Genomic DNA, 24,839 nt, shown 5'->3' on the forward strand with positions numbered 1-24,839 from the left:
ATGCTCACGGACAGCATGCCGGCGCCAACCCCGAAGGCGCAGGTCCGCCGGGACCTCCTTGGCCTCGGCTGCAAGTCCCTGGGCTTCGCCTTCCTGGTCTGCGCGACATTGGCCCTTTACATCCACTTCTTCCGGGAGCGGGTCCTGATCTCCGAAAGCGCGTTCTGGCAATTCCGGGACGACGTGATCGAGAACAAGATCGACGTAGGCGCGCCGAGCATTCTCATCCTGGGGCACTCCATGGCGCTCACCGCGGTGGATGCCCGCCGGCTCCCTGGCGCGCTCATCCTGGCTTGCCCCAGCGGCACGTTCATCCAGAACTACTATGTGTTGAAGCATTACCTGGAGGGGCATCGTCCTCCCGCGGTCTTGCTCTTGTTCCCGAACATCTCCCACAGCCGGGATGCGGTGGCCTTTTGGAAATACGAGGCCGCCCGGGGGCGGCTGCCTTGGGCGGACTATGTCGAGATATTCCGGACCTGCCGAGCATCGGGTGATTTCCCCATGGAGAAGGGTTCCTTCTGGTCTTTCTTCGGAAACCTGCTCGCCTATCGCCTGAATTACTTCCCGAACTACCTCGACCAGCTGCAGCCGCGCCTCGACACCGGTGAGCGCCTCCGGATCCATCGCTCCATCTACGCCGCCCTGCGGGAGAACCGGGGATACCTCCCGCTGTCCCTCCGGGAGGGGCAGCACCTCCTGATGCTGCGCGGGATGCCGAAAGCCGAGCAGCGCCGGTTCGACCCGCCCGAGAGGTTCACCGCCTCGAAGACCCAGGACGAGTACCTGCGGCGCATACTCGCTTTGGCTGACCGAGAAGGGATACGGTCGGTCCTTCTGGACCTGCCCTTCAAGCCCGGCCTGAAGCGGCGTCTGGAAGAGACCGGCGTCCTCAAGGACTACCTGGCCCATTTCTCCGCTATCGTCGGGACCTCCCGGCTCGGCCGGACCTGGGTCCTGCATCCGGACTACCCGGACTCTTATTTCGCCGATCCCACCCACTTGAACCCGGAAGGCGCCGCGGTCTACACCGCGGAGCTCGCCCGCAGACTGGCCCAGCATGCCCCATAAGCTCCAGCCGCCGCCGACTTTGCTCCGGGTCTTCTCCGAGGCGGACATCCGCCGGGCGCGCCGGGCCGGAGCCCTGATGGGCGTGTCTCTGCGCCTGCCCTGCCCCTGCAATTTCAGCTGCGTCTACTGCTATTCGAACCGGGAGGAGCTGAGCCTCTATCATGGGGAGATCATCTCCTTCCTGGAAACCGCGATAGCCCTCGGGATCAGATCGGTCTCCATCGTCGGGGAAGGCGAACCGCTTCTTTATGAACGCCCTGTCTCCAGGGGCGCCCGCACACGGGCGGGGCTCATGGACCTCGTAGACTTCCTCGACCGCCGGGGGATCCAGTCCATCATCTACACCAACGCATCCCTGATGGACCGCCGGACCGCCGAAGCTTTGTACGACAAGAACACCGTGATCGTGGCGAAGCAGAACTCCTTGGACCCGCGGGTCCAGGAAGGCCTGACCGGGCGAGGCACGCACGCGCTGATCCAGCGCGGCCTGGAGCGCCTGAAGGCCGCCGGTTTCTGCAGGAGCGACAGCCCCTCGCGGCTGTCGCTCCATACCGTGGTCGTCAAGTCGAACCTCAAGGAGATCCCCGGACTCTGGAGGCTTTGGCGCCAAGAGAACATCCTCCCCCAGGTCCAGATCCTCGTGCCGACCTGCCGGCGCGCAGAGGAGCTGCAGGTCTCTCCCGGGCAGATCCGGTTGCTCTTCACCGAGCTGAGCCGGATCGACCGGGAGGAGTTCGGCTTCGGCTGGGAGCCGCGGCCGCCGATCGTCCCCTATGGCTGCGGCACGGTCCACGCCTCCTGCGGCCTGCGCCCGAACGGCGACGTGAGCATCTGCGCCTACACGGACATCATCCTGGGCAACATCCGGAAAGAAAGCCTGCCGCAGATCCTCGCCAAGGACGCGACCCGGCGGCTCAGAGCCATCGGTCGGAACATCAAGGGCTTCTGCCGCGGCTGCCGGCTGCACCGGGAGCTGGGCTGCTACGGCTGCCGCAGCCACGAGGTCGCCTCGTCAGGAGACGTCTTCGCGTCCTACGGCTTCTGTTGGCGTCGGCGCAGATAAGCCTGCGCCACGGCCCCTCTGCTCACTTTTCCGCTGGAGGTCTTCTCTATCCGGTCTAGGAAAATGACCTCTTTGGGGAGCTTGAAGTGGGCCAGCTGGCTCCGGCACAGCTCCAGGAGGTCCGATGCCGCGAGGGGCTCTCCCATCGGGACGACAGCCGCCACCACCGCCTCCCCCAACTCCTCGTCCGGAACTCCGAACACCGCGGCCTCCGCCACGCCGGGATGCCGCAGGAGCGCGGCCTCGATCTCGCCGGGGTAGATGTTCTGCCCGCAGCGGATGATGACTTCCTTGCGGCGGCCGACCACGGTCATGTCCCCGTCGGCGTCCACCTCCACCAGGTCGCCGGTGTGGAGCCAGCCCTCCGCGTCGATGGCCCGCGCCGTGGCCTCGCGGTCGTTGAAGTAGCCCTTCATGACCCCGGGCCCCCGGACCAGCAGCTCGCCCTCGAGGAGCCGGCATTCGGTCCCCGGGATGGCCCGCCCGATGGAAGCGGGCTTGGCCAGGGCCAACTCGTGGGGCAGGACCGTCACGATGGAAGTCGCTTCGGTCAAGCCATAGAGGGAGAAGAACTTCACCGCCGGGAAGGCGCCCAGCCAGGCCCTGCGCAGCTCCGCGGACATGGGCGCGGTGCCGCAGGTCGCGACCCGCAGGGACCGCATAGGGTACGCGGCGCCCGCCCCCCGGGCCAGCATCCCGCCCAGCAGGTAGGGCCCGCCGCCGAACACGGTCAATCCGTGGGTGTCGATGGCGTGGTTGATCACGTCCGGGAGAGCGGGGCGGTCGAGGATGTGCAGGCAGGCCCCCCGGGAGAGGTGCGTGAGCGCGAAGCGCAGCGCGGAGGCGTGGGACAGGGGCAGCCCGCTCAGGGCGCGGTCCTCCGGCCGGACATCGAGGATGCCGGCCGTGGCGTAGATGTTGTAGAGGATGTTGTCATGGCTCAGCACCACCCCTTTGGGGACCCCGGTGACCCCCGAGGTGTAGATCGTGACCGCGGCCGCGGGGTCGCGGGGCTCGTCGACGGGCCGGGTCGCGCCGGCGGCCGCGGCCTCCCGGCGCCAGCCCTCCGACCGGGAGACGAACGTCGCCTCCGCTGTCACGCTCTGGCCGCGGAGCACCCGGGACCCGCGCTCGTCGACCAGCAGACCGGCGATCCGCGAATCTCCCGCGTAGCGCGCGATCTCCCGCGGGTGCAGGGCGCCGTTGAGGAGGACCGCGCAGGAGCGGACCTCGAGGACCGCGAACAGCGCGGTGAAGAACTCGATGGAGTTGGGCAGCAGCACTCCCACCCTGCGGCCCTCGCCCAGGCCGGCGCCGCGCAGCTCCGCCGCGAGGGCCGCGATCCGCGCGCCGAGCTCCTGGTATGTGCAGGTCCGCCCCTGGAAGACGAGCGCGGCGCGGCCGGGATAGCCGGCGGCCAGCCGCGCGATCATGCCGGCCAGGCTCACGCGGAGGCCTCCAGCTCGCCCGCGAAATACAGCCGCATCAGCTCGAGGCGTATGGCGGCGCAGGTCCCGGCGAAGGCCGGCTCATCCAGGACGGAGCGCAGCGGGGAGATGTGGTACTTGGTGCCCGACAGGTCGAGGCCCCGGCAGAAGTCCAGGAAGCGCCTGCCCGCAGCCTCCGGCGGGCCCGGGAGCCGCGCGGCCGGATGGTTCTGGTCGAAAAGGTCTCTGAGGATGCGGTGCATCTCCGCTATATCTCCCCCGCTGAAGCCCTTGTCTATGAGGTAGGGGAAAGACCAGGGTCCCAGGTCGTTGGTCGTGTAGAGGGAATTCCTGGCGGCGAGATAGAAATGGTCGCAGGCATCGAGAGCCGTCTTCCAATCCATGGTGCGATGCCGCCAGCGCAGGCCCGCCCCTTGGAGGCCGTGCCTGGCCGGATCCTCGCTGACCGGAGAGGAGGGATCCCACCTCCAGAGGTAGAGCTTGAAGTAGGGAGGCGCGGTCTCGTTGATGAAGGCGATCGACCTTTCGATGCTCTCCGCGGTCTCTCCCGGGAAGCCGACCACCATGGAGGCGACGTTGACGATGCCGTGCCGGTCCAGGAGCTCCATCCCTCTGCGGATGCCGTCCAATTCCGCATCCTTGTTCATGGCGTCGAGCATCCCCTGGTCCCCGGACTCGACGCCGCTGAGCGCGCCCTTGCATCCGCTCTGCGACATGAGGGCGCACAGGCTGTCGCTGCCGATCCTGTCGCAGCGGAGGTAGGAGTACCAATTGAAATCGAACCGGTTCCGCAACATCATCCGGCAGATGTCCTCCAGCCGCCCCTCGGGCGCGTTGAAGGTCTTGTCGATGAAGAAGATGTTCTTCACTCCGAGCCGCGAGAGCTGCCGCAGCTGCCGCTCCACGACGGGCAGGCTGGCCAGCGCCACGCCGCCCTCCCTGGGGTTGCGGTCGCAGAAGGCGCAGGCGAAGGGACAGCCCCGGGACGTGCGCATATGGACCGTGCGCCCGAGCTCCTCGGGGGAGAAGCGCTCCCAGTCGACCGCGTCATCGTCGACCGGGCGGTCCTCCGGCTCCACGCCCGTGCACCGGAAGCCTCCGGCGGCGGGGAGATAGAGGTTCGGTATGGCGCCGACATCCCCGGAGTCCCGGAGCGCACGCAGGACCCGGGCCAGGGTCTTCTCCCCCCCGTCCTCCAGGACATAGATGTCCCCTCCCAGCAGGCCCAGGATCCGGCTCAAGGTCTCGCCCTCGAACCTCAAGCCGAGATTCACCACGGCCGGGCCCCCGATGACGATGCGGGTCTGCCGGTTATGCCGGCGGATGAACTGGACCACCTCGACGATGGGCAAAGGGTCCGTATAGCACGTGGTGGTGACCGCCACGGCGCGCGGGGCGTCCCGGTCGAGGATGCCGGCGATCCGGTCCAATTCCGCCTCGAAATGGCTGGTCCAGCGGACCTGCAGCCCCTGCCGCGCCAGAGCGCTGGCCAGGAAGACGGGCCCGAGGTTGGGGACCTCGTCCAGGCAGTAGTACGGCGCCGCTACGGCGCCCCCCTGGGCGCGCGCGTAGCTCAAGGCTTCGAGCGGATCCAGAAGATGGCCGTCGAGCCGGATCAACTCGCGGCGATTGTAGCGGCTGAGGCTCGGGCGATTGAAGGACCTCGTGTGGTTCCGGCTGTTCCTTCCGATGATGAGGCAGTCCAGAGGCATCTTCAAGCCGCGGGCCCGGTGCGCGCCAGGATGAAGTCCATCAGCTTGGCTGGGGTTCCCAGCCAATCCTCCGCCAGGTCCTGCCCGCCGATCTTCAGGCCGAACTCTTTTTCGACGTCGATGATGATCCCCATCATGTCGATGGAGTCGATGCCCAACTCATCGAACAGGAGAGACGACGGCGTCAAGGCCGCGTCTTTGGGGCACCTCTTCTCGATGATGCCGCGGAGCCTGGCCCAGCAGGAGTCCCGGTCCATGATTTTTTAGTATATTCAATCGTGGCCGCCCCGACAACCCGCCGCCCACCCCGCCCGGACGATGCCGTTTAATTCCGCCCCCTTCTTCGTCTTCTTCGCCGTCGTCGCCGCGGTCTATTACTGCCTGCGCGGGACGCTCCGCCGGGCCTTCCTCCTCCTGGCGAGCTACGTCTTCTATATGAGCTGGTCGCCGTCCTACGGGCTCCTTCTCCTCGCGACGACCGCGTCCGTCTACCTCGCCGCGCGAGTCATCGCCTGGAGCCGGGTCCGGTCCGCGCGCCTGGCGCTGCTGGTCTGCGGCATGGCCGTGCCTTTCGGGCTTCTGACGTACTTCAAGTACGGCGCGGTCCTGCTCTCCGACGCCAGCATCCTGCTCCCTCTGGGCCTCTCGTTCTATGCCTTCCAATCCGTCTCCTACCTCCTCGACGTCTACGACGGCAGGATCCCGGCCGAGCGTCATTTCGGCCTGCTGGCGCTCTATATCTCCTTTTTCCCGCTCCTCACCGCCGGGCCCATAGAACGAGCGGGCAAGCTCATCCCCCAGCTGGCGGCGGACGCCGAGCTGGACTGCGGGCGCATCGCCAGCGGGCTCAAGCTCATCTTGTGCGGGCTGTTCAAGAAGATCGTGATCGCGGACACGGTCGCCGTCTTCGTCTCCGCCGCATACGGGGATCCGGACCGCTATCGCGGCCTGCCCATCCTCCTGGCGACCATGCTCTCCCGCTATCAGATCTTCTGCGACTTCTCCGGCTACACCGATATCGCCATCGGCTGCGCGCGGATCCTCGGCATAGACCTCTCCCAGAACTTCCGGCGCCCGTTCTTCGCCTCCTCCCCGAGCGATTTCTGGAGGCGGATGCATATCACCTTGGTGGGCTGGTTCCGGGACTATGTCCTCTTCCCGATGAGCCGGCGCTTCAGCAGTCCCTGGCAGATCCGCTGCAACATCGTGCTCGTCTTCTTCTTGGTCGGGCTCTGGCACGGCCCGACAACGGGCTACATCCTCTGGGGACTGCTGCACGGGCTCATCCTGGTGGGCGAGAACCTCACGGTGGGCCCGCGGCGGAGGCTCGCCGCAGCCGTGGGCCTGACGCGCTGGCCCGGATTCCATCGGGCCCTGCAGAGCGTGTTCACGTTCTTCCTGTTGTGCCTGCCGACGGTGCTGGCGAGGTCCGGGTCGTGGGCCGGCTTCCGGCGGATTGGCTCCGGCCTCTGCGCCGGGACTTCCGCGGGCTTCCTCAACGCTCCCGCGTTCCGCGGCTTCTTCTCCGCGCAGCAGGACGTGGTGCAATTCATCGCGGCGCTGGTCATGATTGCGGCCATGGAATGCGTCCATGGCCTTCAAGCCCGGACCCCCATCGAGCCGTGGCTGGCCCGCAAGCCCTGGCCGCTGCGCTGGGCCGTCTATTATCTCCTGGTCCTGGCGCTGATCTTGTTCGGGAATTTCAACGCCAAGACCTTCTACTACTTCCAATTCTGAGGACCGCGCGGAAGCCAGGCGGGGCCCTAAGGGGTTTTTGCTAGCATATCCTCCTGAAGGCATCCATGCGCGGCAGCTATTTCTTTCAGCGCCTCCTCCAGGCGGCGGGGGTCGAATACATCTTCGGCATCCTGGGCCGCGAGGCCCAGGTGCTGCGGTTCCGGGGCCTGCCCCGGCCGAAATGGATCCTCGTCCGCAACGAGTTCACCGCCGGGATCGCGGCGGAGGTGTACGCCAGATTGAGCGGACGGCCGCAGGTGGCCTTCTCGACCTTCGGTCCCGGAGCCACCAATCTGGCCACCGGCGCGGCATCGGCGCTCCTGGACCGCTCTCCTCTGCTGGCGATCTCCGCGCAGGTGGAATCCGGGGCCAGACTGTGGGGCCTGACCCACCAGTGCATCGACCAGGTCTCGATGATGCGCCCTCTGGTCAAGCTCGCGGCGGAGCCTACGGACATACGGGGGCTTCCTCTCCTGCTGAAAAAGGCGCTGGCGGCCTCGCTCTCCGAGCCCCGGGGCCCGGTCTATCTCAGCCTGCCCTTGGACCTTTTCGAGCAGCGCATCTCAGCGGCAGCAGCGCGCAGGGGATCGGCTATGGTGGCGGGAGCGCGCGCCCGGCCCCCGCGACGGATAACTGCCGACTCCTTGCGTCGGGCCGGCCTGGCCGTGGCCAGGAGCCGGCATCCGCTGATCATCGCCGGCAACCGCGTCATCCGGGAGGGCGCGTGCCAAGAGCTCGCGATCCTATCTGAACGCCTGCGCATCCCCGTGCTCCAGACCGTGGCCGCCAAGGGCGCGCTCCCGGAGGGCCACCCCCAGGACCTGGGCCCCTGGAACCGATATCTCGACGGCCTGCTGGGCAAGCCTCTCGCCGCGCCGATCCTGCGCTCGGCGGATCTGCTGCTGCTGGCGGGCTACGACCTCGCCGAGGACCTCGGGCCGGAGGTCTGGCAGGGCGGGGGCCGCAAGCGCATCATCCATCTCGGCGAGCTCGATGGCCGGACGGCCGCCCGTGTGCGGCCGGACCTCATCGTGCGCGGGGACATCCGGAGCATACTGGCGCGGCTCGCCGATTCCACGCGCGATCTGCCGCCGAAGCAGCCATTCCCCCACGCGGCGCGGCTGCGCGCGGCCCGGCGCCGGGCCGCGCGCGGGGATTGGCCCGCCGGCTCGCGGCTGTTTCCCTGCACGCTGGTCCGGGACATCCGCGCCGCGCTGGGCGCGAAAGGCATCCTGGTCTGCGACGTCGGGCTGCACAAGCAGTACGCGGGCCTCTTCAGCGAGACCTATGCGCCCAACACCTTCATCTGCTCCAATGGGCTCGCGACTTTCGGCTTCGCTCTGCCGGGAGCCATCGGCGCCAGCCTGGCCCGTCCGGGCTCCCCCGTCGTGGCGCTCGCCGGAGACGGAGGCTTCCACTCGAACAGCCAGGACCTGGAGACCATGGCGCGCTACGGCCTGCCCGTGGTCGTCGTCGTCCTTTCCGACGCGTCCTACGGCCTGATCAAGCATTATCAGGCCAAAGGCGGCCGGATCGACCCCCGGACCGTGGACTTCCTGCGCGTGGATTTCCCGGCGCTGGCGCGCGCCAACGGCTGCCAAGGCTGGAAGGCGGATTCGGCCGCGCAGTTGCGCCGGCTGCTCGCGCGCGCGCTCGCCGCCCGCAAGCCCGCGCTGATCGAGGTCCCCCTGCGGTATACGCACGACTTCTAGGGAGACCCCAGGAACAGAGACTTCCCATCCCAGGGCGGCTGGATATCCGCGCCGGGGACCCCATAGTCGTCCAGGATCGTAGGCGTGATGTCCTTGCGGTCTCCGGCCCGGATCTTCCTCTTGCTGTTGGTGGCGAGGAAGATCTGGGACGCGTGGTGATGGTCGGACGTGTCCGGGTCGAAGCCGTGATCTGAGACCACCCAGATGGTTGTCTGCTCGTAGAGCCCGCGGGCCCTCAGAGCCTTCACGATGGCGCCCAGTTGCCGGTCGGCTTCCTCTATCCCTCGGCCGTATTCCGGAGAGTTCTCCCCGTGGAGATGCCCCTGCTTGTCGGGGTCCTCGAAATGGAAGAACCCGAAGAACCGGCGTCCCCGCTGTTCCTTCAGGAACGCCTCCGCCGCAGCCTCGACCTTCTCCCCAGGCCCCAGCCCTATCGCAAAGACGTCGACGGCCGCCTTGGTCTTGTGATACGGTTCACCGTCGCGATGGACCCACCGGCGCGGCTTGCCATCCGTTGTCTGGGCGGTGCAGCGCTCCCTATCCCACCAGTACGTGAGCTTTCGGGATCGATAGTCATAGCCGAAGCAATTGCTGCAGATCTCGTGCGGACCCCTGTCCCCGATGTTGTTCTGCTTGCCGCCGAGGAAGGCCGTCGCGATGCCCTCTTTGCCGAAATGGCCCTTCAATCTCTCGAATATGGTGTAGCCTTCCGGGATCGGCCTGTAGGTCTTGTTGTTGGGAGTGCCCAGCCGTCCGGCCCGGTAGCCGGAAAGGATCTCCACCCAGCCGGGCTTGGTGGAGGTGGCCCCGGTCGTCACCTCGATGTCCACCAAGGCGCCCTCCGCAGCCAGGGCCTGCAGATTCGGCAGGCGGCCCTTGGCCAGCAGCTCTTCAAGACGGCTTCTGCTCACGCCGTCCCATCCGATCAAAAGCGCATTCCTGGGACCGGCGCCGGCCGGCGGGGTCTGCGGATGCGCGTAGCCCATCAAGAGCGCAGCCAAAAACGGCGTCAGGATCGCTCGCACCTGCGATATAATAGCTCTTCCAGGCCCCTGGGGGCCTGGGGAAGGACGAGAACTCCTGAACACGACCGGTCGTCGCTGTGCGCGCGCATGCCGGATAGGCCTAGTGCTTGCGGCGGCGCTCACCTGCGGCGCGTCCGGCGCCGAGCCGCAGGCGAGTCCCGCAGCCGCCTGGCGGCGGAGCATCGAGGCGTTGCGCGCCAAAGGCGTCCCGCCTCTCATCGACCTCTCATCCACCTTCACCTCCTTTGACCTGAACCCCGGGCCTCTGGCCGAGCGCTTGCAGGAACTCGGCGTGGCCCTCATGGCAGTGACCTGCGGGGGGCCCAGCCTGGAGCCGTCGTCCATGCCCTGCGCGGGCCTGTCCGCCGCAGCCAGCTTCCCCGTCTTCATGCCCTTGCCGACCGGAGACCTGCCGCACCACCGCCTCTTGCCAGGCGCGTCGGATCCCGACCGCCTCTGGGAGCAGGTCAAAACCGCGGCCCGGCAGGGCGCGCCGCTCTTGGGGCCGATGCATTATCACATGAGACCTTGGGGCCGCCCTGACCGCGAGCCCCTCCAGCCTCAAGCGCCGGATGATGAGCTCGTCCGAAAGGAATTCGATTTCTGCGCTGAGAACCAGGTCGCTTTGCAGCTCATCGGGAATGCGGACGACCGGTTCCTTCCGGCTCTGGAGAGGCTGCTCGCGGAGCATCCCCAGGCCAAAGTCATCTGGTCGCGCGACGGCCAAGAGCCGTTCGACGCACAGGCCGCGCGACGGCTGCTGGGACGCCACCCGAATCTCTATCTGGATCTGGCTTACAGAGCCGTCAGCGGCGGCCACCCGGGGGATCTGTCGGACTTCCTGTTGACGGCCGACGGACGCCTTGATCCCGGCTGGAAGCGGCTCATGGATGAGCAGCCCTGGAGATTCCTCTCGGCCTTGGGTCTTTCCCCGCGGACCTTCCTGCGGTTGCCCGCGGCAGTCGCCCGGCAGCGCAGCATCCTCAGCCAACTCAAACCCGCAACACGCCCGATCGTGGCCTACCAAGCGGCCTGGAGGATACTCTTCGGTGAGACTCTTTGACCTCCTGGTCCCCTTCGCTCTGCTCCTGACGCTCTCCGCCGCGGCCCCGGCCGCGGCCCCGCGGGACTGGGCCGCGCTCAAGCAGGCTTGGCGGCAGCGCCTGGAGACGACGCGCGCCGCCGGCCGGCTTCCCATCATCGACCTGGAGTCCCACTATTTCGAGACCTACATGAACCCGGAGGCACTCTATCGCCTGCTCGACGACGACGGCGTCGTCATCGTGTCCTGGCTGATCGCCGATGAGCCGGCCCGGATCAACGCCCGCGGCTACGGCTGGTGGCTGAAGCACTGGCAGAGGACCCTGCAAGACCTGGAGGAGCGTTTCCCCGGCAAAGTGCTGCCGGTGCCTTCCGTCACCGGAGTCATCTCCTACCCCAAGCTCACGGTCGGTTCACGGCGGGCCCTGGATGACCTGCTGGCCATAGCGGAGGCCGGGAAATACCCCATGCTCGGCGAGCTTTACTTCCGGCGCTATCCGGCCAACGACAACCTGACCATGGGAAACGAACTGGAGTACGACCTGGCCGAGCCTATCGACGGCCCGCTGGGCAGGCGGCTCTTCCAATTCTCACAGCGCACCGGCATCCCGTTCCAGCTCCATTATGAGCCCGAGGACGCTCTGATCCCACCCCTGGAAGCGATGCTCCTGCGCTATCCGCGCGCGCGGGTCATCTGGTGCCATGCGGGGCGGGTGCGCCGCCCGGAGAGGGCGCCTCGTTTCACGGCGCATTGGGTCCAAGAGATGCGCCGTCTTATGGAGGAGCATGCGAACCTCTATTTCGACGTTTCGTCCGCCGGCCCCGACCAGGTCTATCCGCTCGGAGGCCCGCCCATCTCCCTCTGGTGGGACAGTTCGACCGGACGGATGACGAGAGAGGGACAACAGCTGGTCCGGGACTATCCCTGGCGCTTCCTCGCGGCCCTGGACATGGGCCCCCTCCACGCCGAATCCGCGGCCGCGCAGATCCGCGGCTGCATCGCCTGGCTGGACAATCTGCCGTCGCAGACGAGGGCTATCGTCGCCTACAAGGCGGCCTGGAAGCTGCTCTTCGCCGAAGAGCTGCCGTGACGGCGCTCCGGAGCAATGGCCTGGAGATTTCTGGGGCGCAACCGCCATTGGGAAGTATTGTACAATCCTCCTTAGCGCGGACGCAGAGTCCGCATGCCGCCACGGCACCGCCGGGGAAGGGCAGGAGAGAGAACCGATGAAACGATCCATCATCCTCGCATGCGCGATGGCCGGCTTCCTGTGTGCGATAGTCGGCGTCCCGGCGTCACAGGCAGCCGATTCCCAGCCGCAGAAACCCGCCCAGGAGCCCGCCTCCTTGCCGGCCATGAAGAGCGTCCTGGACGCCCCGCTGGAGATGAAGGCGGCCGAATGGACGATCTCCGCTCTCCTGGAACGGATCGCCAAAGAGACCAAGGCCAGCTTCGTGGTCCGCGAAGGGCTGGAGCAGGAGAAGGTGAAGACGGTCGCGGCCAAGGCCCCGGCGAAGGATATCCTGCAGAAGACGCTGGGCAGCAAGAATCTCGCGTTCGGGCCGCTGGGGACGGACAACGTCTTCTTCGTCATGCGCTCCAGCAAAACCGTGCCCAAGGACCCCGGCGCGAACATCTCGGACCCGGCTTTTGACAAGCTCGTCACCGTGGGCTTGAAGAACGCCGCGGTGGAGTCCTACCTGAAGGCCGTGACCCAGCAGGCCGGCGTCAAGCTCGGCGCGAGCGACGAACTCGCGAAAACGCCGATCACCGTCTCTTTGCAGAAGGTGACGGCACGCGAGGCCCTCTACGCCCTGGCCATGATCAAGGGGTGGACCTACAGCAGGAACGCCAAGAGCGGAGTCTACGAGTTCTCCCGGGAGAAATGATCAGCGGATGTAGCCCGAGGCCCTAAGGAGCTCCAGTTCGTCCGGGCTAAGCTTGGTGTCCGCAGCCTGCTCTTCGCCGCGGACGGCCCTGACGGGCGCGGGATACTTCCCGGTCCACCGGACCGGATGGCTGGACAGATACGCCGCGGACACCAGTCCCTCCAGCACCGAGCCGTCCATGTCCCGAGCGACCGGGAGGTCCAGAAGGTAGAGCAAGGTGGGCAGGACATCGAGGACCGAGGCGGAGCGCAGCGTCCGGCCGGGAGCGACGCGGGGTCCGGCCGCGATGAGTATCCCCTCAGCCCCCCCGGCGTCGTTGTGATGACTGTAGACGAACGGGTGCTCCTGGAGCAGACGCTCCCTCTGCTCCGGAGGGTATTTCATGAGGGACTGCTCCCCATGATCGGAGACGATGAAGACGGTGGTCTGGGGCCCCGCCGAGCGCAATAGGCGGCCGACCACTTCGTCGGCATAGCGATAGTACGCCTCGACCGGATCCCCATAGCGCCGCAGGGCGTCGGGGGAGAGTTGGAATCCCTCAGGCTCGTGGTAGCGCCAGAACATGTGCGCGGCCGAGTCCGTGCCGGTGATGGTCAGCGCGGCGAAATCGAAGCAGCCGGTGCTCAGGAAATGCTCCATGCCCCGAGCGTACCGCTCGTCTCCGACATAGACCTGGGTCAAAAGCCGCCAGACATGGTCGTTGGACTGGAACGCCTCCGAATCCGCCGCGGCCTCGCGCAGACGCGGATCGAACGGCAGCCGGCCGATAGGCCCGACCTCCGAGCGGCTCGACGGATCGGAGCCGAGCGTGGCATAGAAGTAGCCGGCGGTGGAGTAGGCCACCTTGAAATCCCGATAGTCGTAGCCGGCATCGGCCGGATAAAGGCACCTGGCCGAGAGCTTGCCGAAGCAGGGGCGGGAGAGCATGACTCCATTGACGGTCTCCGGAGGCCAGGTCGCCAGATAGCCCGAGACGAGCACCCGATAACCCCGGCCGCCGAGGATGTCCCAGAAGGCGGGCGCCGAGCGCTGGTCGCTGGTGAAGCGATGCAGGTCTTGAGGCAGTCCGTTGATGCCCGTCTTCTCGGGACGCTGGCCTGTGGCAAGGCTGGTCCAGACGACTGGAGACCAGGCGTTGCCCGGCAAGGACTGCAGCGGAGAGCGCGCCCCTCGGGCCAGCAGCCCTTTGAGGTTCGGCAGTTCGCCCCGGCGCAGCATGGGATCCGCCACGCTCCAAGTCGCGCCGTCGAGCCCGATGAGCAGGGCCTTGAGCGCGCCGGGGCGGCAAGCGGCCGGCCTTGCGGCTTCGGCGCTCCAAGCCGCGCCTGGAAGCCAGACCGCCGCCCAGAAGGCAAGGAAGGCCCGCGCGTTCATCGCTGGGCCTGTTGGCGGCGGTGGGCTTCGGTCAGAGCGGACGCCTGCCGGAGGAAGAGCCCCTCGAGCCGCGCGGCCTCGACGCGCCGTCCCATCCCTCTGCAGGCCCGCGCGAGCCGATAGAGCACCCAAGGGTCGTCCGGGAAGATCTCCCGCGCCTGCCGCAACTGGGCCAGGGCCTGCGGCCCGCGGCCTTGCTCTCCGAGGAAGTCCGCGTAGAGCAGCCTGGCCTTGCGATAGCGCGGCCATAGCGCGAGGCTCGCCTCGAACTCCCTTTCCGCGCGCGCCCAGTCGCCCTGAGCCTCGTAGGTCAGGGCCAAGGACAGGCGCACGCGCGGCACGGATGGATCCACGGCCTCGGTGGCCCGAAAAAAAGCCAGGTCGCTGGCGAAATCCCGGTTGCGCTGCCAGACGCGGCCCGCCCAGAGCACGAGCAGCGCAGCGAAGGCCGCCCGGCCGGCCGACCGCCAACGCCCCGCGCCGAGCCGGCGGTCCAGCCCGGCGGCGAGCGCCCCTGCGGCCAGGCAGAAGCCCGCCGATGGGACGTACAGATAACGCTCGGCCTGGAGATTCCTCAAGAGCACCAGCCCGCTGACCGGGAGGAGTCCCACCGCGGTCCAGGACAGCCCAAAGGCGGCCAGGGGCAGCCGGCGGCGCAGGGCCCAGGCCGCGGCGAGGAGCAGGAGCCAGGCGGCCCAGGAGGCCAGCAGGGCCGGCTGCCCCCAGGTGTCGAGGACCTGCGGCGCATAGTCTCCCTGCAGCGGCCAGGGCCAGGACAGAAGCCGCAGATACGAGCCGAAGACCCGGGACATGGTCAGGAAGCGCACCCGGCCGTCGTCATAGACCCTCTGCCAGGGCGGGTCCTCGAACTTGGCCTGCGGCCCCGGGGCGGCCGGCGCGGCCTCGGCCAGCGGCTTGGAGAAAGGCAGGTTGACGCGCTGGCGCCAAGCGCTGAAGACGTCCTGATGCCCGGCGGAGACATAGCCGGAGCGCGGCGCTCGGAAGACGAGGTAGAGCGGGACCAAAGCCAGATAACAGGCCAGCAGAGCGGCGCGGCCGGCCAGGGGCCGCCGCGCCGCGGCCGGGGCCGACCGCAGGGGGAAGAGCGCGTCGCTCAGGACCGCCAGGATGGGCAGCGTGACCGCCATCTCCTTGGAAAGCAGCGCCAAGGCGAAGGCGGCCAAGGATGCGGCGAAGACGGCGCGGCGCGGCCAGCCGCCGCGCAGGCGGGCATCGCGGTAGAGGAGCAATGACATCAGCATGAAGGCCAGGGCCAGGAGGTCGCCCCGGAAGCCGATGATGTTCACCGCCTCCGTATGCACGGGGTGGACCGCGAAGAGCAGTCCCGCCATTAGGGCGGCCGCGAGGTCGCCGGCCAGCCACCAGCCCAGGGCCATGACCAGGACGGCCCCGACCGCGTGCCAGAATATGCTCGTCAGCCGATAGACGACCACGCGTCCGCCGCCCAGGCAGGTGTCCGCGAGCACCGAGACCAGCCAGGCGGGCCGGGCGGAGTTGCGGACCGGCAGCACGCCGAAAAAGTTCGCGGGGCTGGCCGCTTTGGAGAGGTTGCGGCAGTCCATCAGAAAGCTCTGCCCGAAAACGAAGTCGTTGTCGTCCCAGACCGGGGGATGACGCAAAGTGCCGCAGTAGAGCAGCATGGCTCCGGCCCAGACAACGAGCAGGAGCCCGACTTTCCCAGGCCGCGGCTTGCTCATCACGTGCAAGGATAGCAGATTGGCGGGACGATTTGCGGACCTGCTCCCAATCGTGTTATCATATCCCTACCGGGCCCGGGAAGATCCGGTGGCCGGATTAGAATTCGCTTGGTATTTGCAGTACTATCGGCGATCTAAAAGTTCTTTGGTGCGATAGCCAAGTGGTCCAAGGCGATGGTCTGCAAAACCATTATTCGCGGGTTCAAATCCCGCTCGCACCTCCAATTTGAGCTCTCCCCGGCGATCCATCAGCGCGCCGCCCCCCGGATGAGATAGGCCCCGAAAGCGAGGAAGACCAGAGCCATCAGCCAGGCCGTCCCACGCCCGATCCTCGCCGCGAAACCCTCCGGTCCCGCGTCCGGCCCCAGCTCGGCATCCCACGTTCTCGGCCGCCGGTCGGAGCGTAGCGACTCGGCCGTCCGCAGAGCCAGCCAGAGCGAGCCGCAGCCGAGGAAGAAGAGCCCGCCCAAAGCCCGCCCTAAGGGCGTCAGCCGTTGGCGCGGCAGGAGGATAGCCAGGGCCGCGGGGGCGCGCCAAAGGCTCCAGAGGAGCCACAGTCCGAATCCCGCGAAGACCGCGCCGCCCAGGCGGTAGAAGATGCTCAGCCGCCGACGCCGGCCCGGCTCCACCGTTCCTTCCCCGGCCATCCAGGCCAAGGCCGCGCCGGCATGCTCCGGCGCGCCCAGGAAGAGGTTGCCGCCCATCCCCAGGAAGACCGCGGCGCAGAAGAGGCACCAAGCCTTGGTCTCGGGGTCCATGCGCTGCGGATATCATACCATGCCCGGATTTGCGATAATGTCGCCATGAGCGCGCACCAGGGATCCAAGCCTTTCATCGTGGGCATCGCCGGGGGCTCGGGCTCGGGCAAGACCACGTTCTCGCGCAAAGTGGTGGACGAATGCCGCAAGGCGGGGATCAGCGGCACTATCTTCTCCCTCGACAACTACTACCGGCCGCTGGAGCGCCTGAGCCTGGCCGAGCGCAAGGCCTACAACTTCGACCATCCCGACGCCATAGACTTCGACCTGGCTTTCCAGCACCTCCAGCGCCTGGCCGCGGGCGAGCGCATCGAGCAGCCGGTCTACGACTTCAAGGCCTACACCCGCAAGAAGCAGACGCTGGCCTGCGACCCGGCCCAGCTCATCGTGGTCGAGGGGCTCTACGCCCTGTATCTCGAGAAGTTCCTCAAGCTCTACCACTACCGCATCTTCGTGGCCACGGGCATCGCCACCGCGGCCCTGCGCCGCATCGCGCGCGACATCTCGGAGCGCGGCCGCGACGTGGAAGGGGCCAAGCACCAGATCCTGACCACGGTGCTGCCCATGTACGAGTCCTACGTCAAGCCCACCAAGCGCAACGCGCACTTCTCCATCGATTGGGTCGGCGAGGAGATCCCGGAGAAGGCCACCGAGGGCCTGGTGCGCATGGTCCGCGACTTCTTCCGCTAAGAGTTCGGGGACACAATACTTAATTCCGGAGATAAGTATTGTGTCCCCGAATTCCGCGAATTCCGATAGGCGCTAGGCCTTGGGCTTCTGGGCCTGGGTGGACCGCAGCTTGGAGTAGCCCCGGTAGAAGAGCGCGGCCAGGAATGTCGCCGCGACGCTGACCCCGATGATGCCGGCCGAGATGGGCAGGAAGTCGAAGAGGAAGCCCAGCAGGTAGGAGAGGACCATGATGGTCCCCAGTTCCACCGCCATCAGGAAGCCCACGGCCTTGCCCGCGGACTCGTTGGGCAGGCGCGACTGGAAATAAGAGGTCATGCTGATGTCGTTGGCCGCCCAGGTCGTGCTCATCACCGCGGTGAGGACCATGATCACGGGCAGGCTCAGGCCGCCGGCCAGGGCCCAGACCGCCAAGGTGCCCAAGGCCATGGCCCGGATCCAGCGGAAGGGGGATGTCTTCTTGCCGCCATCCGAGTTCATCAGCACGCGAAGCAGCAGCAGGGCGCCCAGGAGCTCCCCGAAGTTGGAGGCGCTCACGACCCAGGCGGACTTGGCCGCCACGCCCAGGATCCCCTTGGTGAAGACCGGGACAAGGATCTGCTCGAAGACGCGGTGGACCACCATGGGCCCCAGGAGCATGAAGCCCAGCCAGCGGAACTCGGTGCTGCCCAGGATGATGTGCGCGCCTTCCCGGATCTCCGAGGCCACGCGCTTGACGGCGTTCTTGACCCCGCGGTCCTCCGCGCGCAATTCGCGGCTGACGTCCATGCTGGCGTGGAGCTTGAGCCGCGAGAAAGCCCAGGCCGCCAGGAGGTAGGCCGGCGGCAGCAGGAAGAGCCCGGCGACCACCCCGAGCTTGGCGATGAGCAGGCCGACCAAGAGCGGGGCGATGGTGCCCGACACTTCATAGACCATGTGCGTCTTGGCGTTGAACTTGCTCAGCACGGCCGCGTCGCGGCCGAGGATGCGGGCGGGCAAGGTGTCCCGGGCCGTGAGCACCACGCCCTGGGTGACTCCGGCCAAGGCGTAGAGCGGAAGCACCAGCCAGGGATTGGTCAGGCCCAAGGTCAGCAGGGCGATGATGCCTCCGACCGCGGCGGCCTGCGTGACCAGGGCTCCGGCCAGGACTTTCTGCACCGGCTTGCGGTCGATGAGCCCGCCCGCGAACATGCTGGACAAGGTCATAGACGCGCCCCAGGCCACGGCCATGGTCGCCATCCACACTGCGCTGCCGAACACGGTCAGAGCGATGAGCGGCATGGCGACGTTGAGGGCCTCCATGCCGAACTTGTAGATGCCCGTGCCCAGGAGGGCCTGGCGCGCGGCCTTCTGCTTGGCCGCCTCGGCCGCGGCCGGAACCTGCGGCTTGGCCGCGGCCTGCGCCTGGGCCTTCTGCAGGGTCGCCATGGGGGCGGGGCCGCCCGGGACGATGGCGGCCACCGGTTCCACCGGCAGGCTCGTCTTGACGCCCCCGTCATAAAACCGGTCGAGGACCGGGCTCTGGTTCGGAGTCGTAGCAGATGTCGCGCCGCCGGAGGGCGCGGCGGTCCGGCTGAACTCGGCCGAAACCTGGGAGACCGCCCCCAGGGCCGACTGGACCGCACCCGGGGTCTGCGCAGGGATACCGGCGGGGGCGGCAGGCTCAACGGCGAGGGTCCGCGGCGCGGCCGAAAGGCTCTGCAGCGCGGCCGGAGCTGCCGGAGCGGTGATGACGGAGGGCACCGGCGACAGCGTCGAGCTCAAGCCTCCGGTCAACGAGGCGTGGAGGCCCGACAGGGAGCCGTTGGTCAGGCCGCTGATGGGAGCGCCGGCCGAGATCAGGGGGACGACGGGTGAGGCGGCGCCGCGCGAGACCACGACCTGGGACACGGCGCCGGCCACAGCAGGCTCCCAGCAGGAGATGCAGAGGAGCAACGCCAGCGCCGCGCGCAGCATGTCCAGATTATATGCGCGAGCGCAGAGTCAACACAGGGACAAAGGCCCCAAGGCCGGCCCGGCATCCGGCCCAGGCCTTCCTGGGCCGAAGTCCTCAGTACTTGGGAGGCAGGGGCAAGTCCAAAGACCGCGGCACCCGGCCCGACGGCAGGCCGCTCTGGTGCGGCCGCGAGACCTCCATGTTCCTGACCAGCTCGAAAGCCAGCGGGCCGACCAGCTCCGGCCGCTCGGCGCTGAGGTCCTTGGTCTCCAGGGGATCGGAGCAGAGGTCGTAGAGCTCGAACTTGTCCTTGTAGAGATAATGATGCAGCTTCCAGCACTTGGCGCGGACCACCCGCTCCTCGATGTTGAGGTCCGTGAAGCTGGCCAAGTTCCTCTTGGAGCGCACGAAGGCGTACTCCCGCCAAGGGGTCTCGGGGTCGCGCAGCAGGGGCAGGAGGCTGCGGCCCTGCAGCTCCAGGCGCTCGGTGGGGGCGTCGGCCATCTCCATGATGGTGGGCATGAGGTCTATGCGCTGGACCTGCTGGGGCACCCGGCGCCCGGCCGCCTGCGGGAAGCCCGGATGCTTGATGATGAGGGGGACGTGGATGACCGGCTCGTAGAGGCTCTCCGTGTGGTTGAGCAGCCCCTTCTCGCCCAGCATCTCGCCGTGGTCGGCGGTGATGATGAGCACCGTATTCTTATCCAGCCCGAGCTTCTTGAGCTGCGCCACGAACTCGCCCACCCGCTGGTCGGTCTCGCTCAAGGCGGCGTCGTAATGCGCGATGAGATGCTGGAGGTTGCGCGGGTCGCTCTTGAAGCTCGCGACCTTGCCTTTCATCGCTTCGGGATAGCCGGAGGGCTCGCCGTTGTAGGCGCGGGCGAAAGGCACGCTGATGACATCCGTGTCGTGCACGATGCCCTCGTAGCCCGGGTCGAACTTCTCGGTGTCATGGGCATGGTAGGGCACGTGCATGTCGTCGATCGTCGCGAAGATGAAGAAGGGGGCGGCCTTGCGCGACTTGGAGAGCCAGTTCACCAGCTGGTCGAAGTTGCTCTCGAAAGGCGCCGGGACGCGGCCGGGGGTGGTGGTGGAGAAGTTGTTGACGTAGGTGTCGAAGCCCTTGGTCATGCCCCATTCCGGGCGCAAATACACGCCGCCGCTGAACAGGGCCGTCCGATAACCCTCTTTGTGCAGCTGCACGGCCAAAGTGGTCTCGAACTTGGGCAGGCCGCCCTTGGGCGGCAGGCTGGTGTAGAGCCCGTGGACCTCGGGCACGTGGCCGGTCAGCAGGCTGGCGTAGCTGGGCAGGCACCAGGAGCCTTCGGAAAGCGCGTTCTCGAAGACCACTCCGCCCTTGCCCAAGGCGTCCATGTTGGGCGTGGTCTTGCGGGCATAGCCGTAGGTCCCGAAGTGGTCGGCGCGGGTGGAGCAGAGGTCCAGCATGATGATGTTGGGCCGCTCCTGCGCCATGACCGGGCGCGACGGCAGGACGATGGCCCCCAGGAGAAAGGCCGTTCGTATCATCATGGCGTGATTATAACATTGTCTCTTCCGCTTCGGGCGCGCGGCGCGGCTCAGGCCACGCTCATCCGCGCCACGCGGAAGGTGGGAGCTCCGAGACTGCCGTAGAAGGTCAGGTCGTCGGCCACCCCGTCGATGCCGGCCAGGAGGTCCCGCAGGTTCCCCGCGAGCATGGCCTTCTTGACCGGGGCGCCCAGCCGCCCGTCCGTCACGGACAAGCCCGAGACGCCCACGGAGAACTCTCCCGAGATGGGATCGGCCATGTGCATGCCCATGATCTCGAGCACCAGCAGGCCGTCGCGGGTGTCGTCGATGAGGCGCTCCCGGGAGACCTGTCCAGGATCGAGATAGAAGTTCGAGTGCGTAGGGCCAGGCAGGCCCTTGTAGGAGCCCCGTCCGGCCGAGGCGTTGCCGGGGCGGCGGTCCTTGCCGGCGGTATAGGTGTCGTAGAAGTAGTCCTTGACCACCCCCGCGTCGATCAGCGTCTTGGCCGAGGTGGGGCAGCCCTCGTCGTCGTGCAGGCAGCTGCCCAGCCCGCCGAGGCGGCGCGGGTCGTCGCGGAAGGTGGCCAGCTCCGAGCCGACCTTGCGCCCCAAGGCGCCGGCCAGAAGCGACTTGCCTCTCTGCACCTGGTCCGCGCAAAGAAGGTTGGCGATGAGATCGAGGACGTCGCCGGCCGCCCAGGGGTCGAAGAGCACGGCCCGTTTGGCCCCGGCCAGCTTGCGCCCGCCCAACAGCTGCGCGGCGCGCCTTGCGGCCTGGTCCGCGACGCGGCCGAAGTCGAGGGGGGCGGCCCGGCAGGCGGACTGGTAGGCCGAGCCGACCTGGACCTCCCCAGCCTCGCGCGCCAGGGCCGAGAAGCCGACGCTGGCGGAGCTGCCGCGCTCGTGCGTGAGCACGCCGCGGGTGCTGGCGATGACCACCTCGCCGCGCGACTCGCCGTAGCCGGCGCGCAGCATCACGTCGAGCCGGGGGTCTACAGCCAGGGCCGCGGCGCCGGTCTCGGCCAGGCGCGCGACCGCGCCCTCCAAGGGGGCGGCGAAGAGTCCCTCATCCCAAAGGGAGTCGGCCAGGGCCTGGTCCAGGGCCTGCGGCGCGGGCCGCGGGATATCCTTGCACGGGTCGGGCTCGAGGTGCGCGAGCTGTTCGCGGGCCTTGCGAAAAAGGTCCCTGACGCCCTCGGCGCTGATGCCGCCGGCCGAAGCGAACCCCATGCGCCCGTCTCGGAGCACGCGCAGGCCCGCCCCTTCGCAGGAGCCGTGCTGGACGTTGTCGAGGCGGCCCTCCCGCATCTCGACGCCCCGCTCCTCGCTGCGCGCGAGATAGAGCTCCGCCTCGACGCCGGGGTCCTGCGCCCGGACCCAGTCGAGGAGCTCGCCGGCGAAGGACCGGAAGTCGGTCATGGCTGGGCGCTGAACGACATGTAGAGAAACAGGAAGCCAATGAGCAAGAAGAACACACCCCACTTGCGGCGCTCTAAAGCGATGTGGGAGTCGTTGAGCACGGTCTCGCGCAGGAAGGCGAGCAGGCGCTCTATGATGTCGGGCCGGTAGAGGTAGCCGAGGCCGACCAAAGTGCACAGGAGCCCGATGACGAGCTTGATGAGGGGGTCGGATTCCATGGATCTAGCCGGGAGCCTCTTCGGTCTTGGGCGGGGCGTTGAAGCGGTTCATGGCGGCGTCGAGGCCGGACTCGGAGGCGACGCGCACGGCCGCGACCGCATCGTCGAGCACGGTGGCGAGGAGCTTTTCCTCCTCCGAGCTGAAGCGGGAGAGGACGTAGTCGGCGGAATCCATGCCGGGGGGCTGGGGGCCGACGCCGATGCGCAGTCGGGGGACGTCCTTGGTGCCCAGGTGCTGGAGGGTGGATTCCATGCCTTTCTGCCCGCCGCCCGAGCCTTTGATGCGCAGGCGCAGGCGGCCGAGGGGCAGGGCGACGTCGTCGAAGCAGACGAGGATCTGGCCGGGGGGGATCTTGCGCCAGCGGGAGAGGGCGCCTATGAAGGAGCCGGAGTCGTTCATGTAGGTCATGGGCTTGGCGAGCCAAAGGTCGCCTTGTCGGCAGACGTGGCCGAGGCCTTCGAAGTCCCGCCAGGGGGCGTCACCAGCGAGCTGGTCGACGAGGCGGAAGCCGACGTTGTGGCGGGTGCGGGTGAAGCGGGCGCCGGGGTTGCCGAGACCGACGACGAGACGGAGGAATCCGATTGCCGCCTCGGGCTCAATCATGGTCAGTGGATTCTACAATATCTAATCGGGGGTTACCCCGCTCGCCACCCCCATGAAAAGGGACCGGGCAAGCCGCGTCGCGCAGACCGCGTCTTGCCCGGTACAGCCCGGACCAGGACTACTTCTTGGCCGGCGCAGCAGCCTTGGCCGGGGCCGCAGCGGGAGCCGCGGCGGCCGGGGCCTTGCCCTTCTCGCCCTTGGCCGGAGCCTTGCCCTTCTCTCCCGCCGCAGCGGCAGGAGCCGTCTCCTTGATAAGCTTGCCGTCTTCGTCCTTCTTGCCCTTGGTAGAAGCCAATTCCGGCTCGGCCCCGGCAACCTCGCCCTCGACCGGAGCGGCGACCGCCGCCACCTCTTCCACCACCACCTTGATCGTGGTCACGGACACCACGCGGTGCTCCGGCAGCTCGGTGATCTCGACGCCGGCCGGGATGACCAGCTCCTTGACCTCCACGTGCATGCCGATCTCCAGGTGGGAGATGTCCACGTTGATGAACAGCGGGATGTCCTTGGGCAGGGCCTTGATGGACAGCTCGCGCAGCTCGGGCTGCACGACGCCGCCCGAGGTCTTCACGCCGGGCGCCTCGCCGACCACGCGCAGCGGCACCTTGGCCTCGATCTTCTGCGTCATCGAGATCCTCTGGAAGTCGGCGTGCACCAGCCGGTCGGAGACCGGATTGCGCTGGAGGGCTTTCACGATCACCGTCTCCACCCCCTTGCCCAGCTCCAGGTGCAGGATGGCGTTGGCCCCGCCGCGTTTGCGCGCGGCCTGGAGCTCCTTCTCCGAGAGCGACACATGCACCGGGGGCTTCTCGCCGCCGTAGATGACGCCCGGCAGGCGCAGCTCGTTGCGCAGAGCCGAGAGCTCCTTCTTGCTGCCCTTGCCGTCCCTGACCACCACCGACAGTTTTATCTCTTCCATGATCTCCTCGCTATGTTGTCAAACAAAAAGTTCGCTGATCGACAGTCCGCGGTTGTTACGCAGGATGGCCTCGCCCAAGAGCGGCGCGACCGACAGGATCCGGATCTTCTCCCCCTCCAGGTGATGGATGGGTATGGAATCGGTCAGGACCATCTCCTCGAACGCGGAACGATCGATGAGGTCCGAGGCCGCCCCGGAAAGGACTCCGTGCACCACCGCCGCGTAGATCTTCTGGGCCCCGCACTCGCGCAGCTTCTCGGCCACCTTGACCAAGGTCCCGCCGGTATCCACCATGTCGTCGAGCACCAGGCAGTTGTGGTCCTTGACCTCGCCGATGACGTGGTAGACCGAGGCCTCGTTGGGGTGAGGCCGGCGCTTGTCCACGATGGCCAGCCTGGCCTCCAGGCGCTTGGCCATGGCCCGCGCCCGCTCGACTCCGCCCACGTCGGGCGAGACCACGACCAGGTTCTTGAGCCCCTTCTTGCGGAAATAGTCCAGGATCACGGGCGCGGCGATGAGGTGGTCCACCGGGATGTCGAAGAAGCCCTGGATCTGCGCCGCGTGCAGGTCCATGGTGATGACCCGGTTGGCCCCAGCCGTGGTGATGAGGTTGGCCACCAGCTTGGCCGAGATGGGCACACGGGGGGCGCTCTTGCGGTCGGCCCGGGCATAGCCGAAATAGGGGATGACCGCGGTGATGCGGCCGGCCGACGCCCGGCGCATCGCGTCGATCATGATCAGGAGCTCCATCAGGTGCTCGCTGACCGGCCGGCAGGTGGGCTGCACCACATAACAGTCCGCGCCGCGCACGTTCTCGTCGATCTGGACGTTGATCTCCGCGTCGGCGAAGCGTCCCACGCGGGCCTTGCCGAGCTCAAGGCCGAGGTAAGCGCAGATGTCCTTGGCCAGGCGCGGGTTGGCGTTGCCCGAGAAGACCTTCAGGCGGCGGGTGCCTCCGGCGCCCTCCGCGTGAGAGTCGGGCTCGGCGAGTTTCGGGGTCATCGGCATCTCCGGCGTCAT

The 24,839-nt window shown here is 67.7% G+C and carries 22 protein-coding genes and 1 tRNA gene; 9 read left to right on the forward strand and 14 right to left on the reverse strand.

The window, feature by feature from the left end; translation table 11 throughout:
• The first annotated feature begins 15 nt into the window (after positions 1 to 15).
• Together NTY77_08115 and NTY77_08120 are read left to right on the forward strand one after the other, a co-directional pair.
• Complete coding sequence (locus NTY77_08115) at positions 16 to 1,071, forward strand: hypothetical protein (protein MCX5795442.1); 1,056 nt, start codon at positions 16 to 18, stop codon at positions 1,069 to 1,071.
• A complete protein-coding gene (locus NTY77_08120) occupies positions 1,061 to 2,134 on the forward strand; it encodes an SPASM domain-containing protein (GenBank protein ID MCX5795443.1) in 1,074 nt (357 codons plus the stop codon). The genes NTY77_08115 and NTY77_08120 overlap by 11 nt, the downstream gene beginning before the upstream one ends.
• Here NTY77_08120 and NTY77_08125 read toward each other — a convergent pair.
• From NTY77_08125 to NTY77_08135, 3 genes are read right to left on the reverse strand one after another with little or no spacing between them, the layout of a single operon-like run.
• Entirely contained in the window at positions 2,104 to 3,582 is a 1,479-nt protein-coding gene (locus NTY77_08125; protein ID MCX5795444.1) for a class I adenylate-forming enzyme family protein, read from the reverse strand. The genes NTY77_08120 and NTY77_08125 overlap by 31 nt on opposite strands.
• Positions 3,579 to 5,294 carry a radical SAM protein gene (locus tag NTY77_08130; protein ID MCX5795445.1) on the reverse strand — a complete coding sequence of 572 codons (1,716 nt, stop codon included), beginning with the start codon at positions 5,292 to 5,294 and terminating at the stop codon, positions 3,579 to 3,581. The genes NTY77_08125 and NTY77_08130 overlap by 4 nt, the downstream gene beginning before the upstream one ends.
• A gap of 2 nt (positions 5,295 to 5,296) precedes the next feature.
• The gene (locus tag NTY77_08135; protein ID MCX5795446.1) at positions 5,297 to 5,551 is read right to left on the reverse strand and encodes a phosphopantetheine-binding protein; all 255 of its coding nucleotides are present in this window, start codon (positions 5,549 to 5,551) and stop codon (positions 5,297 to 5,299) included.
• 61 nt (positions 5,552 to 5,612) lie between these two features.
• Here NTY77_08135 and NTY77_08140 point away from each other — a divergent pair, with 61 nt between their 5' ends.
• Positions 5,613 to 7,031, forward strand: coding sequence for a hypothetical protein (locus NTY77_08140; GenBank protein MCX5795447.1), 1,419 nt, complete (start codon positions 5,613 to 5,615; stop codon positions 7,029 to 7,031).
• Positions 7,032 to 7,096: 65 nt separating this feature from the next.
• Positions 7,097 to 8,743, forward strand: a complete 1,647-nt coding sequence (locus NTY77_08145) for a thiamine pyrophosphate-binding protein (GenBank protein ID MCX5795448.1) — start codon at positions 7,097 to 7,099, stop codon at positions 8,741 to 8,743.
• Here the strand turns inward: NTY77_08145 and NTY77_08150 are convergent.
• On the reverse strand, positions 8,740 to 9,729 hold the full coding sequence (locus NTY77_08150) for an alkaline phosphatase family protein (protein MCX5795449.1): 990 nt from the start codon (positions 9,727 to 9,729) through the stop codon (positions 8,740 to 8,742). The genes NTY77_08145 and NTY77_08150 overlap by 4 nt on opposite strands.
• Positions 9,730 to 9,871: 142 nt before the next feature.
• Between NTY77_08150 and NTY77_08155 the strand changes: the two genes are divergently transcribed.
• The 3 genes from NTY77_08155 (at position 9,872) to NTY77_08165 (ending at position 12,699) form a co-directional block, all read left to right on the forward strand.
• Positions 9,872 to 10,831 (forward strand): hypothetical protein, encoded by a 960-nt coding sequence (locus NTY77_08155; protein ID MCX5795450.1) that lies wholly within the window; start codon positions 9,872 to 9,874, stop codon positions 10,829 to 10,831.
• Positions 10,818 to 11,900, forward strand: a complete 1,083-nt coding sequence (locus NTY77_08160; protein MCX5795451.1) for an amidohydrolase family protein — start codon at positions 10,818 to 10,820, stop codon at positions 11,898 to 11,900. Before NTY77_08155 ends, NTY77_08160 begins: the two co-directional genes overlap by 14 nt.
• Positions 11,901 to 12,036: 136 nt before the next feature.
• Positions 12,037 to 12,699 (forward strand): hypothetical protein, encoded by a 663-nt coding sequence (locus NTY77_08165; GenBank protein MCX5795452.1) that lies wholly within the window; start codon positions 12,037 to 12,039, stop codon positions 12,697 to 12,699.
• On the opposite strand, the gene NTY77_08170 is transcribed toward NTY77_08165, so the two are convergent.
• Together NTY77_08170 and NTY77_08175 are read right to left on the reverse strand one after the other, a co-directional pair.
• Complete coding sequence (locus NTY77_08170; protein MCX5795453.1) at positions 12,700 to 14,073, reverse strand: alkaline phosphatase family protein; 1,374 nt, start codon at positions 14,071 to 14,073, stop codon at positions 12,700 to 12,702.
• Complete coding sequence (locus tag NTY77_08175) at positions 14,070 to 15,791, reverse strand: tetratricopeptide repeat protein (protein ID MCX5795454.1); 1,722 nt, start codon at positions 15,789 to 15,791, stop codon at positions 14,070 to 14,072. Before NTY77_08175 ends, NTY77_08170 begins: the two co-directional genes overlap by 4 nt.
• A 147-nt stretch (positions 15,792 to 15,938) precedes the next feature.
• Here NTY77_08175 and NTY77_08180 point away from each other — a divergent pair.
• A tRNA-Cys gene (locus NTY77_08180) sits at positions 15,939 to 16,015 on the forward strand.
• Between the two features lie 24 nt (positions 16,016 to 16,039).
• On the opposite strand, the gene NTY77_08185 is transcribed toward NTY77_08180, so the two are convergent.
• Entirely contained in the window at positions 16,040 to 16,549 is a 510-nt protein-coding gene (locus NTY77_08185; protein MCX5795455.1) for a hypothetical protein, read from the reverse strand.
• Positions 16,550 to 16,594: 45 nt separating this feature from the next.
• On the opposite strand from NTY77_08185, the gene udk reads away from it, so the two are divergent.
• Positions 16,595 to 17,239, forward strand: coding sequence for a uridine kinase (udk, locus tag NTY77_08190; protein ID MCX5795456.1), 645 nt, complete (start codon positions 16,595 to 16,597; stop codon positions 17,237 to 17,239).
• A gap of 72 nt (positions 17,240 to 17,311) precedes the next feature.
• Here udk and NTY77_08195 read toward each other — a convergent pair whose 3' ends face one another.
• The 7 genes from NTY77_08195 to NTY77_08225 form a co-directional block, all read right to left on the reverse strand.
• Positions 17,312 to 19,171 (reverse strand): MFS transporter, encoded by a 1,860-nt coding sequence (locus NTY77_08195; protein MCX5795457.1) that lies wholly within the window; start codon positions 19,169 to 19,171, stop codon positions 17,312 to 17,314.
• Between the two features lie 94 nt (positions 19,172 to 19,265).
• Positions 19,266 to 20,681: a sulfatase gene (locus tag NTY77_08200; protein ID MCX5795458.1), complete on the reverse strand. Its 1,416-nt coding sequence runs from the start codon at positions 20,679 to 20,681 to the stop codon at positions 19,266 to 19,268.
• Positions 20,682 to 20,728: 47 nt separating this feature from the next.
• Entirely contained in the window at positions 20,729 to 22,078 is a 1,350-nt protein-coding gene (locus tag NTY77_08205; GenBank protein MCX5795459.1) for a TldD/PmbA family protein, read from the reverse strand.
• Complete coding sequence (locus NTY77_08210; GenBank protein ID MCX5795460.1) at positions 22,075 to 22,296, reverse strand: hypothetical protein; 222 nt, start codon at positions 22,294 to 22,296, stop codon at positions 22,075 to 22,077. The genes NTY77_08205 and NTY77_08210 overlap by 4 nt, the downstream gene beginning before the upstream one ends.
• 4 nt (positions 22,297 to 22,300) lie before the next feature.
• Positions 22,301 to 22,900 carry an aminoacyl-tRNA hydrolase gene (gene pth / locus NTY77_08215; GenBank protein ID MCX5795461.1) on the reverse strand — a complete coding sequence of 200 codons (600 nt, stop codon included), beginning with the start codon at positions 22,898 to 22,900 and terminating at the stop codon, positions 22,301 to 22,303.
• A gap of 118 nt (positions 22,901 to 23,018) precedes the next feature.
• Positions 23,019 to 23,819 (reverse strand): 50S ribosomal protein L25, encoded by an 801-nt coding sequence (locus NTY77_08220; GenBank protein MCX5795462.1) that lies wholly within the window; start codon positions 23,817 to 23,819, stop codon positions 23,019 to 23,021.
• An 18-nt stretch (positions 23,820 to 23,837) separates the two neighbouring features.
• Positions 23,838 to 24,821, reverse strand: a complete 984-nt coding sequence (locus NTY77_08225) for a ribose-phosphate pyrophosphokinase (GenBank protein MCX5795463.1) — start codon at positions 24,819 to 24,821, stop codon at positions 23,838 to 23,840.
• Positions 24,822 to 24,839 lie beyond the last annotated feature (18 nt).

This window comes from Elusimicrobiota bacterium (genome assembly GCA_026388095.1).
In the GTDB taxonomy this organism is placed as follows: Bacteria; Elusimicrobiota; Elusimicrobia; order UBA1565; family UBA9628; genus UBA9628.

What these genes read in the sequence shown, in the direction of transcription:
- NTY77_08115 (MCX5795442.1), top strand. Translation starts at nt 16, where the DNA reads ATGCCGGCGCCAACCCCGAAGGCGCAGGTCCGCCGGGACCTCCTTGGC.
- udk (MCX5795456.1), top strand. Translation starts at nt 16,595, where the DNA reads ATGAGCGCGCACCAGGGATCCAAGCCTTTCATCGTGGGCATCGCCGGG.
- NTY77_08220 (MCX5795462.1), bottom strand. Translation starts at nt 23,819, where the DNA reads ATGGAAGAGATAAAACTGTCGGTGGTGGTCAGGGACGGCAAGGGCAGC.
- NTY77_08150 (MCX5795449.1), bottom strand. Translation starts at nt 9,729, where the DNA reads ATGGGCTACGCGCATCCGCAGACCCCGCCGGCCGGCGCCGGTCCCAGG.
- NTY77_08140 (MCX5795447.1), top strand. Translation starts at nt 5,613, where the DNA reads ATGCCGTTTAATTCCGCCCCCTTCTTCGTCTTCTTCGCCGTCGTCGCC.
- NTY77_08185 (MCX5795455.1), bottom strand. Translation starts at nt 16,549, where the DNA reads ATGGACCCCGAGACCAAGGCTTGGTGCCTCTTCTGCGCCGCGGTCTTC.
- NTY77_08135 (MCX5795446.1), bottom strand. Translation starts at nt 5,551, where the DNA reads ATGGACCGGGACTCCTGCTGGGCCAGGCTCCGCGGCATCATCGAGAAG.
- NTY77_08130 (MCX5795445.1), bottom strand. Translation starts at nt 5,294, where the DNA reads ATGCCTCTGGACTGCCTCATCATCGGAAGGAACAGCCGGAACCACACG.
- NTY77_08170 (MCX5795453.1), bottom strand. Translation starts at nt 14,073, where the DNA reads ATGAACGCGCGGGCCTTCCTTGCCTTCTGGGCGGCGGTCTGGCTTCCA.
- NTY77_08165 (MCX5795452.1), top strand. Translation starts at nt 12,037, where the DNA reads ATGAAACGATCCATCATCCTCGCATGCGCGATGGCCGGCTTCCTGTGT.
- NTY77_08225 (MCX5795463.1), bottom strand. Translation starts at nt 24,821, where the DNA reads ATGACCCCGAAACTCGCCGAGCCCGACTCTCACGCGGAGGGCGCCGGA.
- NTY77_08200 (MCX5795458.1), bottom strand. Translation starts at nt 20,681, where the DNA reads ATGATGATACGAACGGCCTTTCTCCTGGGGGCCATCGTCCTGCCGTCG.
- NTY77_08195 (MCX5795457.1), bottom strand. Translation starts at nt 19,171, where the DNA reads ATGCTGCGCGCGGCGCTGGCGTTGCTCCTCTGCATCTCCTGCTGGGAG.
- NTY77_08120 (MCX5795443.1), top strand. Translation starts at nt 1,061, where the DNA reads ATGCCCCATAAGCTCCAGCCGCCGCCGACTTTGCTCCGGGTCTTCTCC.
- NTY77_08175 (MCX5795454.1), bottom strand. Translation starts at nt 15,791, where the DNA reads ATGAGCAAGCCGCGGCCTGGGAAAGTCGGGCTCCTGCTCGTTGTCTGG.
- NTY77_08205 (MCX5795459.1), bottom strand. Translation starts at nt 22,078, where the DNA reads ATGACCGACTTCCGGTCCTTCGCCGGCGAGCTCCTCGACTGGGTCCGG.
- pth (MCX5795461.1), bottom strand. Translation starts at nt 22,900, where the DNA reads ATGATTGAGCCCGAGGCGGCAATCGGATTCCTCCGTCTCGTCGTCGGT.
- NTY77_08145 (MCX5795448.1), top strand. Translation starts at nt 7,097, where the DNA reads ATGCGCGGCAGCTATTTCTTTCAGCGCCTCCTCCAGGCGGCGGGGGTC.
- NTY77_08210 (MCX5795460.1), bottom strand. Translation starts at nt 22,296, where the DNA reads ATGGAATCCGACCCCCTCATCAAGCTCGTCATCGGGCTCCTGTGCACT.